This is a genomic window from Mediterranea massiliensis, from assembly GCF_900128475.1.
Lineage (GTDB): Bacteria > Bacteroidota > Bacteroidia > Bacteroidales > Bacteroidaceae > Bacteroides > Bacteroides massiliensis_E.
Window position 1 is genome coordinate 641,095 of the sequence record NZ_LT635836.1, and the last position, 15,055, is coordinate 656,149.

At 54.2% G+C, this 15,055-nt stretch carries 14 protein-coding genes and 1 tRNA gene; 5 read left to right on the plus strand and 10 right to left on the minus strand.

What is annotated here, in order from left to right:
- Positions 1 to 4: 4 nt before the first annotated feature.
- The 4 genes from BQ7483_RS07450 to BQ7483_RS07465 all read left to right on the plus strand — a co-directional run bounded on the left by BQ7483_RS07450 (position 5) and on the right by BQ7483_RS07465 (position 2,599).
- Positions 5 to 1,132 carry a DUF4468 domain-containing protein gene (locus tag BQ7483_RS07450; RefSeq protein ID WP_072545393.1) on the plus strand — a complete coding sequence of 376 codons (1,128 nt, stop codon included), beginning with the start codon at positions 5 to 7 and terminating at the stop codon, positions 1,130 to 1,132.
- A gap of 138 nt (positions 1,133 to 1,270) precedes the next feature.
- The gene (locus BQ7483_RS07455; protein WP_072545394.1) at positions 1,271 to 1,648 is read left to right on the plus strand and encodes a VOC family protein; all 378 of its coding nucleotides are present in this window, start codon (positions 1,271 to 1,273) and stop codon (positions 1,646 to 1,648) included.
- A 31-nt stretch (positions 1,649 to 1,679) separates the two neighbouring features.
- A complete protein-coding gene (locus BQ7483_RS07460; protein WP_022019495.1) occupies positions 1,680 to 1,865 on the plus strand; it encodes a hypothetical protein in 186 nt (61 codons plus the stop codon).
- A complete protein-coding gene (locus BQ7483_RS07465) occupies positions 1,862 to 2,599 on the plus strand; it encodes a class I SAM-dependent methyltransferase (protein WP_083535675.1) in 738 nt (245 codons plus the stop codon). The genes BQ7483_RS07460 and BQ7483_RS07465 overlap by 4 nt, the downstream gene beginning before the upstream one ends.
- A gap of 3 nt (positions 2,600 to 2,602) precedes the next feature.
- Here the strand turns inward: BQ7483_RS07465 and BQ7483_RS07470 are convergent, their stop codons facing one another.
- The 9 genes from BQ7483_RS07470 to feoB all read right to left on the minus strand — a co-directional run bounded on the left by BQ7483_RS07470 (position 2,603) and on the right by feoB (position 12,684).
- Entirely contained in the window at positions 2,603 to 3,142 is a 540-nt protein-coding gene (locus tag BQ7483_RS07470) for a TlpA family protein disulfide reductase (RefSeq protein WP_072545395.1), read from the minus strand.
- Positions 3,143 to 3,224: 82 nt separating this feature from the next.
- Positions 3,225 to 3,407, minus strand: coding sequence for a hypothetical protein (locus BQ7483_RS18015; RefSeq protein ID WP_235847317.1), 183 nt, complete (start codon positions 3,405 to 3,407; stop codon positions 3,225 to 3,227).
- A gap of 15 nt (positions 3,408 to 3,422) precedes the next feature.
- On the minus strand, positions 3,423 to 6,110 hold the full coding sequence (locus BQ7483_RS07475) for a DEAD/DEAH box helicase family protein (protein ID WP_235847318.1): 2,688 nt from the start codon (positions 6,108 to 6,110) through the stop codon (positions 3,423 to 3,425).
- Between the two features lie 20 nt (positions 6,111 to 6,130).
- Positions 6,131 to 7,219: a DNA methyltransferase gene (locus BQ7483_RS07480; RefSeq protein WP_407657206.1), complete on the minus strand. Its 1,089-nt coding sequence runs from the start codon at positions 7,217 to 7,219 to the stop codon at positions 6,131 to 6,133.
- A 113-nt stretch (positions 7,220 to 7,332) separates the two neighbouring features.
- Positions 7,333 to 8,238 carry an IS982 family transposase gene (locus BQ7483_RS07485; protein ID WP_072545396.1) on the minus strand — a complete coding sequence of 302 codons (906 nt, stop codon included), beginning with the start codon at positions 8,236 to 8,238 and terminating at the stop codon, positions 7,333 to 7,335.
- A 101-nt stretch (positions 8,239 to 8,339) separates the two neighbouring features.
- Entirely contained in the window at positions 8,340 to 9,035 is a 696-nt protein-coding gene (locus BQ7483_RS07490; protein WP_083535677.1) for a DNA methyltransferase, read from the minus strand.
- A gap of 188 nt (positions 9,036 to 9,223) precedes the next feature.
- Positions 9,224 to 9,499, minus strand: coding sequence for a hypothetical protein (locus tag BQ7483_RS07495; RefSeq protein WP_072545397.1), 276 nt, complete (start codon positions 9,497 to 9,499; stop codon positions 9,224 to 9,226).
- Positions 9,500 to 9,883: 384 nt separating this feature from the next.
- Positions 9,884 to 9,955, minus strand: a tRNA-Cys gene (locus tag BQ7483_RS07500).
- Between the two features lie 257 nt (positions 9,956 to 10,212).
- On the minus strand, positions 10,213 to 12,684 hold the full coding sequence (gene feoB, locus BQ7483_RS07505; RefSeq protein WP_072545398.1) for a ferrous iron transport protein B: 2,472 nt from the start codon (positions 12,682 to 12,684) through the stop codon (positions 10,213 to 10,215).
- A 226-nt stretch (positions 12,685 to 12,910) separates the two neighbouring features.
- On the opposite strand from feoB, the gene tilS reads away from it, so the two are divergent.
- On the plus strand, positions 12,911 to 14,188 hold the full coding sequence (tilS, locus tag BQ7483_RS07510; protein WP_072545399.1) for a tRNA lysidine(34) synthetase TilS: 1,278 nt from the start codon (positions 12,911 to 12,913) through the stop codon (positions 14,186 to 14,188).
- Here the strand turns inward: tilS and BQ7483_RS07515 are convergent.
- Complete coding sequence (locus tag BQ7483_RS07515; RefSeq protein WP_072545400.1) at positions 14,178 to 15,011, minus strand: 4Fe-4S binding protein; 834 nt, start codon at positions 15,009 to 15,011, stop codon at positions 14,178 to 14,180. The two genes, tilS and BQ7483_RS07515, sit on opposite strands and share 11 nt — an antisense overlap.
- Positions 15,012 to 15,055: the final 44 nt, after the last annotated feature.

A 15,055-nucleotide genomic window follows, 5' to 3' on the forward strand; every position in this document is an offset into this window, starting at 1 on the left:
CACAATGAAAAGAATGACACAAATCCTGTTCGTACTCTTCTGCCTGTGCCTGCCCGCCGTGCTCCAGGCCCAGAAGCGCGACGACAGCAAGTATCTGGCCGGAGCCGTTCCCGAAGAAGACGGCAAAGTGGTCTTCAGCAAGGAATTCAGCATCCCCGGCATGTCGCAGGACGAAATCTTCGAACGCATGAAGAAGTGGATGGAGCTCCGCCTGAAGAAGAATCAGAACGAAACCAGCCGCGTCGTCTATACCAACAAGGAAAAGGGGCAGATAGTCGGCATGGGCGAAGAGTGGATTGTATTCGCCTCCAGTGCCCTCTCGCTGGACCGTACCCGCATCACCTACCAGCTCAGCGCCTTCTGCCAGCCCGAGAAGTGCGAGTTCCGCATCGAAAAGATACGCTACACCTACCGCGAAGGCCGCGACCAGGAAAAATATGTAGCCGAGGAATGGATTACCGACCAATATGCCCTGAACAAAAGCCAGACCAAGCTGGTATTGGGACTGGCCAAATGGCGCAGAAAGACGGTAGACTTTGCCGACGCCCTCTGCACGGAAGTGACCGAAGCCCTGAGTGCCGCCAGCATCGACCAGATTACGGTGAAGAGCGACAACGAGGATGACGGCAAGGACGAAGAAAAGACAGAAAGCAAAGCCATCGTCAACGCCGGCCCGACGGTCATCGAAGCCAAGAAGCAGGTCGTAGAAGTTCCGGCTGAAGCTCCTGCCACTGCGGCCGAAGTACAGCAGCAGCCTGCCGCCCCGGCTCCCCAGCAGACGGCCTACAAGGAAGTGGCCCCCGACCAGGTGCCCGCCGACGCCATCCAGATTGGAGCCGGCAAACTGGTGATTGTCATCGGTACCGACGCCTTCAACCAGACCATGATGACCGCCAACGCCGGAGGCTCGCTGGGCCAGATGTCGGGCAAGGCTGTCATCTACACCTTCCTCTCACCCGACCAGGCTCACGAGCTGCTCGACCGGGCCGAGACCTACACCGTTCGCTTCTACCCCAACAGACAGCAGGAACCCACCGTCGTACTGGAATGCAAGAAACTGCCCTCGCAGGAACCGCTGGAAGGCCAGCCCCGCATGTACATCGGCGAAATCGTGAAGGCACAGATAAAATAAACCCAAGAGAGATATGAAGCACCACAGATTACACAGATTCCCACAGATGATAAATTAATGAACAAGTAAAAACAATCTGTGACAATCCGGGTAATCTGTGGTTCCATATACCCTACAAGCACTTATTCAAAACCAATTATGGAAATCAAAAGCAAATTCGACCATTTCAACATCAACGTCACCAATCTCGAACGCAGCATCACGTTCTACGAAAAAGCCCTGGGGCTGAAGGAAGACCACCGCAAGGAAGCTGCCGACGGCTCGTTCACCCTCGTCTACCTGACCGACGGATGCAGCCCCTTCCTGCTGGAGCTCACCTGTCTGAAAGACCATACCCAGCCCTACGAACTGGGCGAGAACGAAAGCCACCTGTGCTTCCGCGTCAGCGGCGACTACGACGCCATCCGCCAATACCACAAGGAGAACGGCTGGGTGTGCTTCGAGAACACCGCCATGGGCCTCTACTTCATCAACGACCCGGACGACTACTGGATAGAAATCCTCCCCGCCCGATAACTTTATTTTTCACCTCCAAACATCCAGACCTATGAGCATAGAAGACGCCATGATGGGCGGCATCGTTTTCAAAGGCAAGAAAGAAAAGCCGAAAGGCGAAGCCAAAGTGAAGACCAAAGCCAAGAAGAAAACCTACATCACCGGCCTCCACAACTCGGGAGCCGCCAAGATGAAAGCTGAAATCCGCCGCAAGCGGGCCAACCGACATAAGAAATGATACAGACCGACCTGCTGACAGCCGACAAAGACCCCATGGGGGCCGCCATCCTCGACTACCTGGAACACGGGAAAGCCGACAAGCTGCGTGTGTTCTCCTCCCAGTTCGACGAGGATGAGATACCCGTCCGCACCCTGTTCCGCACCGGGAAGCAGATGTCTCCACTGGAACGGACCGCCCTGCAACTGGCCTCCGGCCGCATCCTCGACGTGGGAGCCGGAAGCGGTTGCCACAGCCTGGCCCTGCAGGCGGCAGGCAAGGAAGTGGAAGCCATCGACATCTCCCCGCTCTCGGTGGAAGCCATGCGCCGGCGGGGAGTGGGGCAAGCCGTGCAGGCCAACCTCTTCAGCGACAGCTTCTGCGGGGCCTACGACACCCTCCTCATGCTGATGAACGGTTCCGGCATCATCGGCCGCCTGGAGAACCTGCCCGCCTTCTTCCGCAAGGCCAAACAGCTGCTCCGCCCGGGCGGCAGCATCCTGATGGACTCCAGCGACCTGCGCTACCTGTACGAAGACGAGGACGGCAGTTTCGTCATCGACATCGCAGGCGACTATTACGGCGAAGTGGACTTCCGGATGCAATACAAGCAGGTGGAAGGCGACCCGTTCGACTGGCTCTACATCGACTTCCAGACCCTTTCCCTCTATGCCGCACAGAACGGCTTCACGGCCGAACTCGCCAAGGAGGGCAAGCACTACGACTACCTGGCCCGGCTGCGCCCGAAAGCGTGACCGTCAGTCCCCGGCCAGCATCGCGTCAATCTTTCCGACCAGCCGCTGGAATTCCTCGGGATTGTAGAGGCGGGTCAGCATGACGATTTTCCCGTCACGGTCTATCAGCACATTGCGGGTGATGCCTGCCTCACGCTGGGCATAGAGGGCAAAGATGTCCGCACCCGGATCCAAGCCGAGCGGATAGGTCACCTTCGTTGCTTTCCCGAACGCGATGACCTTCTCCAAAGGCTCGTCGCGGTCGATGCCCACCAGGTAAAAATCCTTGTTGTCCTTATGCTTCTGCCAGATGTCCTTCTCGATGAACGGCATCTCCTTGCGGCACACACCGCACCAGCTGGCCGTAAACTGAAGCATGACCACCCGGCCGCGCAGGCTGGACAACTTCACGCTTTGCCCGTCCGTGAGTTCCACCGTGAAGTCGGGAGCCTGATCGCCGACTTTGACAATATAACCGTTGGCATCGCCCTGCTTCTCCTGGGCATGACCCGCCAGGCTCATCAGCGCCAGCAGGCAGAAAAAGAATACATTCAGTCGTTTCATGTTGCGTAAAGGAATGATGGTTGGTCGCAAAAATATGGTTTAAAACTGGAATGTACAAATCCCGTCCCATGATTTTCCCTTCCTATTCAAAAAGCTCCCCTTTCATCAGGGCATCGGAAACCTTGTTCAGCCGGCACATTTCCTCCCACGTCGCCCCATTGCGTTCCAAGGAATAAAAGGCCGACTCCGGCAAAAGGATGTATTCCCACTCCCGTTCCATCCGGTCGGCAGCACTCAGCGTATTGATCTTTCTGCACCATTCCACCGCCGCCTTCTGTTTTTACCTGACATTGGCATCGGCTATGCGGTCGTCGCTTTTCGTTTCTACGATATAAATATGTGCTGCCGTGCAAACCATGAAGTCGGGATGGTAAGAAGCCAACAAACCATCCTGGCGCAGGTAAAACAGCGAAGCAAAGGGATGCTGACTTTCATTGATTTTCAGAAAACGTTCCACCCCTCCGTCCTTGTCCAGAAACTCAGAAAAAGCTCTTTCAAAGCCACCCCGGTTACTCGGATAGCCCACGCGCTCGTAAATCACCTTCTGCAACGGCAGGCTGTAATGCTCGCGGATGCGCAAGACAGGAACCGACGAGAACCATATCTTCTCGACCACCGCTTCACTGACCATCACGCTCTGCTGCATCCGGTGAATGGCCACACTCATCTCGCGGATGATGTGCGAAGTGACTGCCCCGTTCTTCGCCAACAGGATTTTCCAGTCATTACCATTGAAAGGATCGAACGGCTGGCCGAACAGCCGCGTACGAATATAACGGTCCAGAATGCGCATAATAGCTGGCTGGTTGATCTGCAAGGTGGGAAACGGACGGAGTGAACGCACTCCCACCCTGTCCATACGCGTCGTCACGATGCGCAACAACTTCTGCAAATATTCATTGTAACTGGCAGCCGTAAACAGGTCGGCCTTCACTTCATACCTTCCGAAACGCGTTTCAGCCATCACTGATTCCGACACAAACGTTTCCCCCTCCGTAGCCAGAAAGCCGCGCAGATATTCCAGGGTAAAGTCGGTATATGGATAGAGGGAAGCGGCATCGATCTGAGCCGGAGTAATCTCTTCCTCGGCATCACGCATCACCACCGGCCAAAAGAGGTCGTAGTCTTCATAGTCTTCCTTCAGCCCCACTTTGACAAGATCGCCCACGGCACTCCCGGATGCCACTTCGCCCTCATCCGTACCGGCCAGTCCTTCGTCCATCAGTTCCCGGTAGAAGGCACTGAAAGCCGGATGCTCGATTACGGAAAGCATGTCAAGGTAGGATGTCGGCTGCAACCGCTTCACCAATACCCTCCGACGGTCTCCTTCCTTCTTTTCCCGATAGGCAGCCTCCCGCCACATCAGCCGGAGTCCGCGCCCCACAGTCTGCTCCAACAAGATAGGAGCCTGCGACGGACGGAGCGGCACAATGACACAGATGTTGTTCACATCGAAGCCTTCACGCAGCATCAGTACCGACACGATAACCTTGGGCGAGGCATAGCGGTCTACGTTGAACAGCCGTTCCTTCACGTGCAGCCACTCACGTTCCTTCATCTCTCCCTTCTGATTGCTGTCGATGCGCAACACGTCTTCCTCGCACAACCCTTCTTCCATCAAGAATTGCCCGACAAAAGGCGTCACCGACGTGTCTTCGCACACCACCAGCATCTTGGGATGCTTGTCGGCGTCCAGCTTCACAAAATCATTCTCCAGAATACGGAGCTTGGCCAGTCCGGCACGCAGCATCAGCCGCTGCCCTCCGCTCAGGGCGACCACTTTATTCCGTTCGTCACGCACCGCCCTGTAGTCAAGGCTTTCCAGTTCGATCAGTTCCTGCCTCCTGTCCAGCAACAGGGTCTTCACCAATCCCTGCTTCATGGCCTCGGCCAAAGGAAAATCTGTCACAATGTGCGGGAAGTAATGCTTCACCCTCCTGATGCCGCTTCCGCTGGTGTCGTAGGGGGTAGCCGAGAAATCTATCTGGAAGAAGGTCCCCTGCTTGCCGCGGGCCATATAATCCAGCCCTTTCTGCCATTCCACTTCCTGCACCTCGCCGGCCACTCTGTTCTCGTGGATGTGGTGCGCTTCGTCATTGACCACCATCAGTCCGGGCAGGGAAGCCAGATAGTCCATCTCTTCGCCCCGCAAGAATTTGCGGTCGAGCACGTCGAGCGAGTTGCCCGCACTGATACCCGGGCGCAAGGGCAGCAAGTCCTCAACAATCACCTCCGGAGAAGTCTCGTCGTACACTTCGGCATCCGCATCCTGCGAAAGGAACAGATGCCAATTGGTCAATGCCACCAGACCGTCGGCCGTGGTCTTGCGACCGATGCCCTCTTCCTTGCTCACCACATTGTTGCGCAAGAAGCCGAACACTTCATCCCGATAGACCGAAGGCAGAAACAAGTCACTGTTGCGACATAGATCGTTGGTATCAAAATCACGCTCGTTGGTTTCCGGATCCAGACGCCCCATGTAGGCGTCGAGCAGACGGTCGTACACGACCAGGCCGGGAGCCACTATCAGGAAATTGCGGGTATACCGCCCGGAAGGCTCGCTTTCGTGCCGGGCATTGAGCAACTGCCAAAGTAGGAGGGCGTGCATCACCCACGTCTTGCCCGTACCGGTGGCCATCTTGACGGCATACTTGGGCAAATTGTATTTTTCAGCCGCCAGCAGGTTCAGGTCGGCCTGGGCCAGCAGGTCGGGGGCCATCTCCCGATAGATGTCGGCCACCGAAGCGATGCGCACTACTTCGTGCAAATAGATGATATTCAGAATGGCCTGCCGCTGCCCTGAATGGAAATTGCAGGCACGTTCACTGAAGTAGGGTTCCGTAAACCAGTATTTCAACAAATCTGCCGTAACGGGCGATACCGCCTGCAACATCTCACCGCTTTCGAAGGCACGGTTCACCCGTTCCGACAGGCGGGCCGCCAGTTCAAGGGAAATATCTGTTTTCATGTTGATTCTCATTGACAGGTTTATAAAGTTTCAGTAACCATACTCTCGAAGCCGAATACATCGACGGCCTTCACACAGACCGTCCGCCTTCCCGCTTTACGCGGCACGCGAAGGATGGCCCGATAGACACAATGCAAGGGGTCGCCGTCGTTGGCCATATTTTCACGATAGTCCTGCCAAAGGCTTCGGAAGGTGATGCCGTCGTAATCGGGGTCGATGCTCCAGTACTCAATCAGGGCCAAAGGGTCGAGACGGATTACCTGCCTCAACTTTTCCTTATCCTTGTCGTCCAGCGGGATGTTGTCGGGCGAAAGCAGGACATAGTTGTCAAGAACAACCTGCAATTCGTCCACCTCCTGCGAGAAAGGACGGATCTGCATGGGCCTGCAAACCAGATACTGCAACGTACTGAAGCGTACGGATCCTTCGCGCACCAGCTTGTCGTAACCTTTCTTCGAGAGCTTGTCGAGCAAGTCGGGCGGAATGACAAGCACATCCACCTCGTCCTTGTACTGCATGATGGCACGGCTGACGTCGAAAGCAAAGTTCCAACCCAGCACTACCGCCTTGCGCCAACCGCCACCCAGCAGGGTATTGCGTGCTTCGCAGGCCCGGCGGACGGTGGCCATGCCGGTCAGCTTGTTGGGACTGTCTACCAGCACCAGGGCACGTTCGGCCTTCACATGTCCCCAATTCCGGTCGTTCAGTTGCTCTTCGGTAAAGGGAATGGCACCATAGAGCTGCATGACGATGCGGCTCAAGTCGCCGATGCGTCTGTACAGCTTGCTGGAGCCGAAGACTTCTTTCTGATAGTCCCCGATGGACTGATAAAGGAAGGGCTTCACCTTTTGGTCGATAAACCGTTTGCGCATGACGAGTGTAGCGGGTTTACCGATATCGGTCGTTATCCAGCGGCGTCCCAAGCGTTCGGCCACCGCAGCCGCAGTACCGCTACCACCAAAGAAATCACAAACGAGGTCACCTTCGTTAGAAGATGCTTTAATGATACGTTCAAGGAGGGCTTCGGGCTTTTGAGTTGCGTAACCTGTCCGTTCATAGGAAGAAGTTGCCAACATTCCTATATCTACCCAATAGTCTTTCGTATTCACAAGTGTATATGTGCCCTTTTCATCTTGATAATACACTTGAGCTGGATTTTTACCAGACCAAGGCATCATATACGATTTTTCTTTCACTATATTAACGTGAGTTCGATATAAAATTAGAAAATAGCCAGTTGTCCGTCATTGACAAAGTTTACATCAATGGCGGGCTTTTTTTCAAAAAAACAATATGCTGCTATAGCCGACAAAGAGTTGGCTATAAAGTTATTGAACGAACGATGTCTGGAATGTTCTATCTGTGCAATGTTCTTCAGCTCGTCATTGACCGTTTCAATCAAGGCCCTTTTTCTGAGCAGGATCTTGTCGGCAATGCTCATCAGCGAGTTCTTCATATTGTTTTTAACTTTAGTGACAAGCTGAATGCCATTAAGGAAAAGGTTCTCGAAGAGAGCCTGGCCAATATATCCCTTGTCAGCACATAGTTTTCCTTTGATGTTTTCCAGAAACTTACCCTGCTTCAAAGGCTCCCGGTCATCCACGTTTCCAGGAGTAAACATAAAATTGAGGATTTCCCCTTTGTCATTGATTATCAGATGTAGTTTGAATCCGAAGAACCATCCCATAGAACATTTTCCACGCTCGGCAAGTCCTTCAAATGTCTTATGAATAAGGATTCTTTGGTTACGGCAGACACGTAAAGGAGTGGAGTCGACAAAACTGATGCCGGTACAGGTTCCCAGCAGGACTTTCTTGATGAAGATGGTCATAGGAAGCAGCACTTCCTTCTCCAGTTCCACAAAACGGTTATAAGAAACCTGACGCGGAAAAAGGTGTTTCAGATGTTTACAGACATATTCCTTGTAGTAATGCTTGAAACAGCGAAAACCACCGGAGTGAAACAGGATTAGAATAACCATAATCTCAGCATCATTCATACGGTTAGGCTTGTTACGATGCCTGGTTTTCTTATCCTCAATCATATATTTTTCCTGTTGCAATGTAAATTCCTTGCAAAAATCATCGGCCATACAATAAATCTCTGTAACTTTAGACTCTGGAAACATAGTGGTAATCGTTTAAATCTTATAATTCAGCACTATAAATTTAATACTTTTATCGCTATGTTTCTAATTATCACTGAAATATATTTATTTTTATTTCGAACTCACGTTATTTTAAAAGTCAAATGACTATTATTCTTACTATAAAATAGTATTGTATCATGCTTCTTCGCATATCCCCCACCGCCAGCTCCTCCAGATTTATAACACCAAATAATTTCATTCAAGAAATTCTCCTTTCCGAATATATCATCCATCAACACCTTCACATAATGCCCTACGTGCCAATCAATATGCACATAAATGCTTCCTTTATCAGAAAGCAATTCGCGCATCAAGACCAATCGGGGATAAAGCATCTTCAAGTAAGACACCGTTCCGTCTTTCCAAGTGTCTGCATAGGCAAACTGCTCGATTGTAGTAGGCTTCTGTTCAATATCCGCCCCCGGCAGATTGATTCTGGTCCGATAATCGGCCTTGCTGTCAAACGGCGGATCTATGTAGATCAGATCCACCTTGCCGCGCATCGGCGGAAGTCCCGTGGCCTCATCGCCGGCGATAAGCGCCTGCATGGCCAGCAGGTTGTCACCATAAATCAAGCGGTTGATCCACTCTTTACCGAAATTCAGTTGTGCCGCTTGCCCCTTCCACAGGCCACTGATGTCTTTGGAAGGCAGCACCAGTTCGTTGGTTTGCAGCCCTATGTGCGTGCTGCTACCAATCCGCTCCAATATCCGTTGTGCCTCTCTCCGGCCTTCCTCAACGATTTTGGGCAATTCAAAGATCAAGGACTTTGGCATACGCTCTCCTCTGTTTTTATGCGTTGTGCCATCGCCCTAATCCCTACGAACACACTGCGTGGGCTAATCCTTGCCTCTAAAGTGCGGTCGTAGGAAACCGATGCAAACAGACAAGAACGCCCACGCATATACGCGAGCATTCGCACATCTGTTCCCGGTTTGCATTATGAAATTTCCTACGTTTCACTTTAACTAAGAACAAACAGCAAACGCTGATTCATAAATTCATAAACTGTCGGGAAACCGCCACCACCGTGGCCCGCTTCCCTACTTGCAAAGATAAGAGTATTTTGCCAATCCACGGCAAGCAAAGGAAAATAATAATTCGTCTCAATCCGAATATGCAGTTCCCATACCTTCCTTCCCAATAGGAATTTCCATAAATCGCAATCAAAACATTCAACAAACAATACGTCGTTTCCTTCCTTCCCGATGCCGTCTGCATTTTCAGCTTTAAACCCCAAGACCCTTATGTTTCAAACATAGGGGGTGAATGTTTCAAACATAAGGCCTTCATGTTTGAAACATTCCCAACGATGGCCCAAAACCGCCCGAAAACAAACATGGTTACTTTCCATAAACAAGAAATCAGAATTGTTTACAAACTATAAACAAAAAAAAGAAAGTCAGAGCAACACTCTGAATAGAGTGAGGCCGCTCCAACTTCTTAAGACATGCGCTACTGTTCATGCATAACGGTCTGCAATCGAGTATTTTTTTTGCGTCGGACTACAGGCGGTCTACGGGCGCACAATAAAATTATAAAATCAGGAAGTAGTTAAATAGCTGAAAGCCAATAAACAACAAAAGCCCCGCCTTTTTGAAAGGCAGGGCTTTTGATGATTTCGAGGTACCTGGCGGATTCGAACCGCCGTGCACGGTTTTGCAGACCGCTGACTAAGCCACTCATCCAAGGTACCAAGATCGCTTCGCAAGGGCTTTATTTCCGATTGCGGATGCAAAGGTAGTACATTTTTTGTAATTACCAACTATCCGCAGCATTTTTTCTTCATTTCTTTTTTCACCCCTGCCGAGGGACATCCGCCCGAACAACCGCAGCACCCGCTACAGGGATGCTCCCCGCTCTTCGAACGACGGAAAAAGGAACGGATGCTCTTCGCTATGCGCCACACACAATAGGCAAGGAGCAGCGCAACAACCCAATTCTGCCAGCCTGTCATACGAACAGCCCTCCCAGCTGATGGACGGCAAAGGACATGATCCATGCCAACACGGTGGTATACGTGGCGGCAAAGGCCGCCCATTTCCAACTGCCCGCCTCCTGCCTGATGGCAGCCAGGGTGGCGATACACGGGAAGTATAGCAGTACGAAGACCATATAGCCATAGGCCACAAGCGGCGTGATGGGCAGGCGCTCGGCCAGCGTAGTCTGGTCGGCCTCGGCATCGTCGGCATAAAGCACACCGAGCGAGCTGACCACCAGCTCCTTGGCACCTACACCCGACAGGATGCCGATGCTCAGCTTCCAGTCGAAGCCCAGAGGCTCCATGACAGGTTCGATGGCCTTGCCTATCCGACCGATGTAGGAATTCTCCTGCTGCTGGGCCAGGTCGGCCGAAGCGTCAGGACGGGGATAGTAACCCAATGCCCAGATGACGATGGAAGCCACCATGATGATGCCGCCCATCTTGCGCAGGTATTGCGCACCCTTCTCCCACGTGTGGCGGAAGATGGCTTTCGAAGTAGGCATGCGGTAGGGCGGCAGCTCCATGACGAACGGCGTGTCGTCACCCTTCACCAGGAAGCGGCTGAAGAGGCGCGCCATGATGACGGCCAGGATGATGCCCAAGCTGTAGATGCTCAGCAGCACCAGGCTGGCGTGCTTGGGGAAGAAGACGCCCACCAGCAAGAGGTAGATGGGCAGACGGGCACTGCACGACATCAAGGGATTGATGAGGATGGTCACCAGCCGGCTCTTGCGGTTCTCGATGGTGCGCGAAGCCATGACGGCCGGCACGTTGCACCCGAAGCCCATGATGAGAGGGATGAACGACTTGCCGTGGAGGCCCATCTTGTGCATGATCTTGTCCATGATGAAGGCGGCGCGGGCCATGTAGCCCGAGTCTTCCATCAGAGAAATGAACAGGTAGAGTATCAGGATGTTGGGCAGGAAGACGATGACGCCCCCCACACCGCCGATGATGCCGTCAATGAGCAGGTCCTTCAGCGGCCCTTCGGACATGTTGTTGCTGATGAAATCGCCAATGACAGCCACCAGGCTCTCAATCCATCCCTGCGGATAGGCTCCCAGCACGAAGGTGATTTCGAACATCAGGAACATGAAGAGGAAGAAGACGGGGAATCCCCAGATGCGGTGCGTCACGATGGAATCGATGACCCGCGTCATGTGCTCCTTGTCCTGATGGTTGTCCACGAACGTCTCGCGCAGGGCGCCGGAGATGAATCCGTATTTGGCATCGGTGATGGCCTGCTCGCTGTCCTCATTGAGCACCTCGCGGATGCGCTGCTTTTCGCGGTCGCGCACTTCCAGTATCTTGTCGCCGTTGGGCAGGCCCTTCACCATGCCCTCCAGGTCCTTGTCGTTCTCCAGCAGCTTGATGGCCAGGAAACGGGTGGAGTATTTGTGGCGGATGTTCTCGTTCTCGCTGATGACCAGCTTCACCGCGTCGATGCTGCGCTCCAGCTCGGGGCCGTGGTTGATGTGGATGTGGCGGAAGAATCCCCGCGGATGCTCCTCCTCTTCCTGATGGCTGCCGAACGCATGGTCGGGCACATATTCCTTGTGCCACTCGCGGAAGTCCTCGAGAATCTCGGCCCTAACCTGTCCCTTCTTGTCGAGGAAGTCGCCGCCTTCGTACAGGGTGATGAGGATGTGGAAAAGTTTCTCCACGCCGCGGCCCGTACGGCTCACGGTGGGCAGCATCGGCACGCCGAAGAGCTCGCCCAGCTTCACATAGTCCAAGGTATTGCCGCTGGCCTCCAGTTCGTCGTACATGTTGAGGGCCACCACCATGCGGACATTCATGTCTATCAGCTGGGTGGTCAGGTAGAGGTTGCGCTCCAGGTTGGAGGCGTCGACTACGTTAATGATGATATCAGGCGTCTGGTCGATGATGTGGCGGCGCACGTAGATTTCCTCGGGCGAATAGGCCGAGAGCGAATACGTGCCCGGCAGGTCGACGATGCGGAAGTGATAGCCCTGGAAGTCGAAGAAGCCTTCCTTGGCATCGACCGTCACGCCGCTGTAGTTGCCCACATGCTCGTGCGCGCCCGAGGCGATGTTGAAGAGCGACGTCTTGCCGCAATTCGGATTGCCCACGAGGGCCACGTTGATGGTGCGGCGCTTGTCGCGCGCCAGGTTACGCATCTCCTCCTCGGTCAGGCGGATGTCCTCCTCCAGGCCTTTGTGGTAGCCGGGCTGCACGTTGTGCTCCCTCGCCTCCTGTTCGCTGATGACCTCAATCATGTCGGCCTCCTGCCGGCGCAGGGAGATTTCATACCCCATCACTTTATATTTCACCGGGTCCTTCAGCGGCGCGTTGAGCAGCACTTCCACCGTCTTGCCCTTGATGAAGCCCATTTCCACAATGCGCTTGCGGAAACCTCCATGACCCATCACTTTGACAATCACGCCTTTCTCACCGGTCTTCAATTCGGATAAACGCATAGTCTTTGAACTTTCTCTGTTAATAATCAGGCGCAAAGATACAAGTTATACAGACAAAGCACAAGCAATTTAGAATGTTTTTAAATAACGAGAAGCAGAAAGCAGCTGTTTTTCCTCATCAGTTCTTTCCTTCCAAAACCACAAAGCAATGCTTTCGTCCAGGGAAAACGGTGCTTTACGGGCCGCAAAGCAATGCTTTTCCAAGGTTTTTCTTACCTTTGCACGTATGGAAAAGAAGAAAGTTGCACAATACATTGCCCGAGAACGCCTGCTGGAAGCCGGCGACAAGGTCGTGGTGGCCCTGAGCGGCGGTGCTGACTCCGTAGCGCTCCTGCTCCTGCTGACGGAGCTGGGCTATGCCTGCGAGGCGGCACATTGCAACTTCCACCTGCGCGGCGAGGAGTCCGACCGCGACGAGCGGTTCGTCCGCCGCCTGTGCGAGGAGCGGCACATCGCCCTGCACGTGGTCCACTTCGATACAGCCCAACATGCCGCCCGCCGGCACCTCTCCATCGAGATGGCCGCCCGCGAGCTGCGCTACCAGTGGTTCGAGGCTCTCCGTCGGGAGCTGGAAGCAGACGCCGTAGCCGTGGCCCATCATGCCGACGACAGCGTGGAGACCTTTCTGCTCAACCTGATGCGGGGCACGGGCATCAACGGCTTGCGGGGCATCCGCCCACGCAACGGCCGCATCGTCCGCCCCCTGCTCTGCCTGACGCGCGATGACATCCTGCACTACCTCGACCGCCAAGGACAGTCGTACGTCACCGACAGCACCAACCTGCAGGACGAGTACACCCGCAACAAGATACGCCTGAACCTCCTGCCCCTGATGCAGGAAATCAACCCCTCCGTCCGTCGGAGCATCCTCCACACGGCCGCACACCTGGATGAAGCCGCCACCTTATATAATATAGGTATTGCCGAAGCCAAGGAAAGGGTCCTCTGCCCCGAAGGCATCCGCATAGCCGCCCTGCTGAAGGAAGTCGAGCCGCGGACGCTGCTCCATGAAATCCTCCATCCGCTGGGCTTCAACGAAGCGCAGACGGACGACATCTTCCGCTCGCTCGACGGCCAGGCGGGCAAGACGTTCGAGTCGGAAGGCTGGCTGGTAGTGAAGGACCGCGACCTGCTGCTGATGCAGGACAAGCAAGCCATGAACCGCCCGCCTCGGTTGGAAATGACGGAAGTGGAACTGACGCCCGACTTTGTCATCCCCCGCAACCGCCTCACCGCCTGCCTGGACACCGACAAGCTGCACCACGCCCTGACCCTGCGCCTGTGGCAGACGGGCGACACGTTCGTCCCCTTCGGCATGAAAGGGCGCAAAAAAGTAAGCGATTATCTGACCGACCGCAAATTCTCCCTCCTGCAGAAGCAGCGCCAATGGGTGCTGTGCTGCGGCGAAGACATCGCCTGGCTGGTGGGCGAACGGACAGACAACCGCTTTCGGGTAGACGAACACACCCGGCGGGTGACGCTCGTCAAGGTTCTTACAGAATAATCCGATTCTCTTTCGGCCGCTGGAAGCAGTCGCTCAGCAGAGCCGCGAAGGGCGTATCGAACGTACGGGCCTTCTGCGGGCAACCCTTCACGCAGGCACAGCAACGGATACACTTGTCGGCCAGCGTCGTACACTCTTCTCCCTTCACAATCGCCCCCGCAGGACAACGCTTCACGCAAAGGCCGCAATGCGTACAGAGTTTTTCGTCCACCTGAGGCGTACGAGGCATGGGTACACCATTCTTACGCAGCTTGATTACCTTCCGCAAGAAACGCAACAAGGGGAAGAACGGCTGCCGCGGACGCTGGATGCGCTTCACGTCCACGCCATACAGATGCTCCGCATCGGCGGCAGAATCTATTTTCGTCCGCACCTTGGCTCCAAACTCTTCGGCATATTTCAGGTCATCCTCATCAGGACGGCCGGCCGCAATGGGATAACGGTCGCTGCTGTAGGAATGCTCCCCGACAAACGTCCCGCCGGCTATCACCTTGAAGCCCCGCGCGCTGACAAAGGCGTCCAGCTCCATCAATGCCTTCTCGTAGGCACGATTGCCATATACCACCACCACGACCGCCGGCGTACCGTCGGCCTGAAAATCCTTCATCCGCTCCAACGCCAGGGGAGCCACATGGCCGCCATACACAGGTACGGCAACCACCGCCAGCGTGTCGGCCTCAAAGTGCGTCTTTTCAGGCATCTGCAAGGTCGCATCTACAAAACCCACCTCGGCAAGGCCGGTACCACGAACAATCGCCTCACCTATTTGTTTGGAAGTATGTGTCGGCGAAAAAGTAATCAGATCAATCGATTTAATAGTCATAAATTCATTTTTATGGAAGCAAAGATAAGTTATTCCGTTCAAAA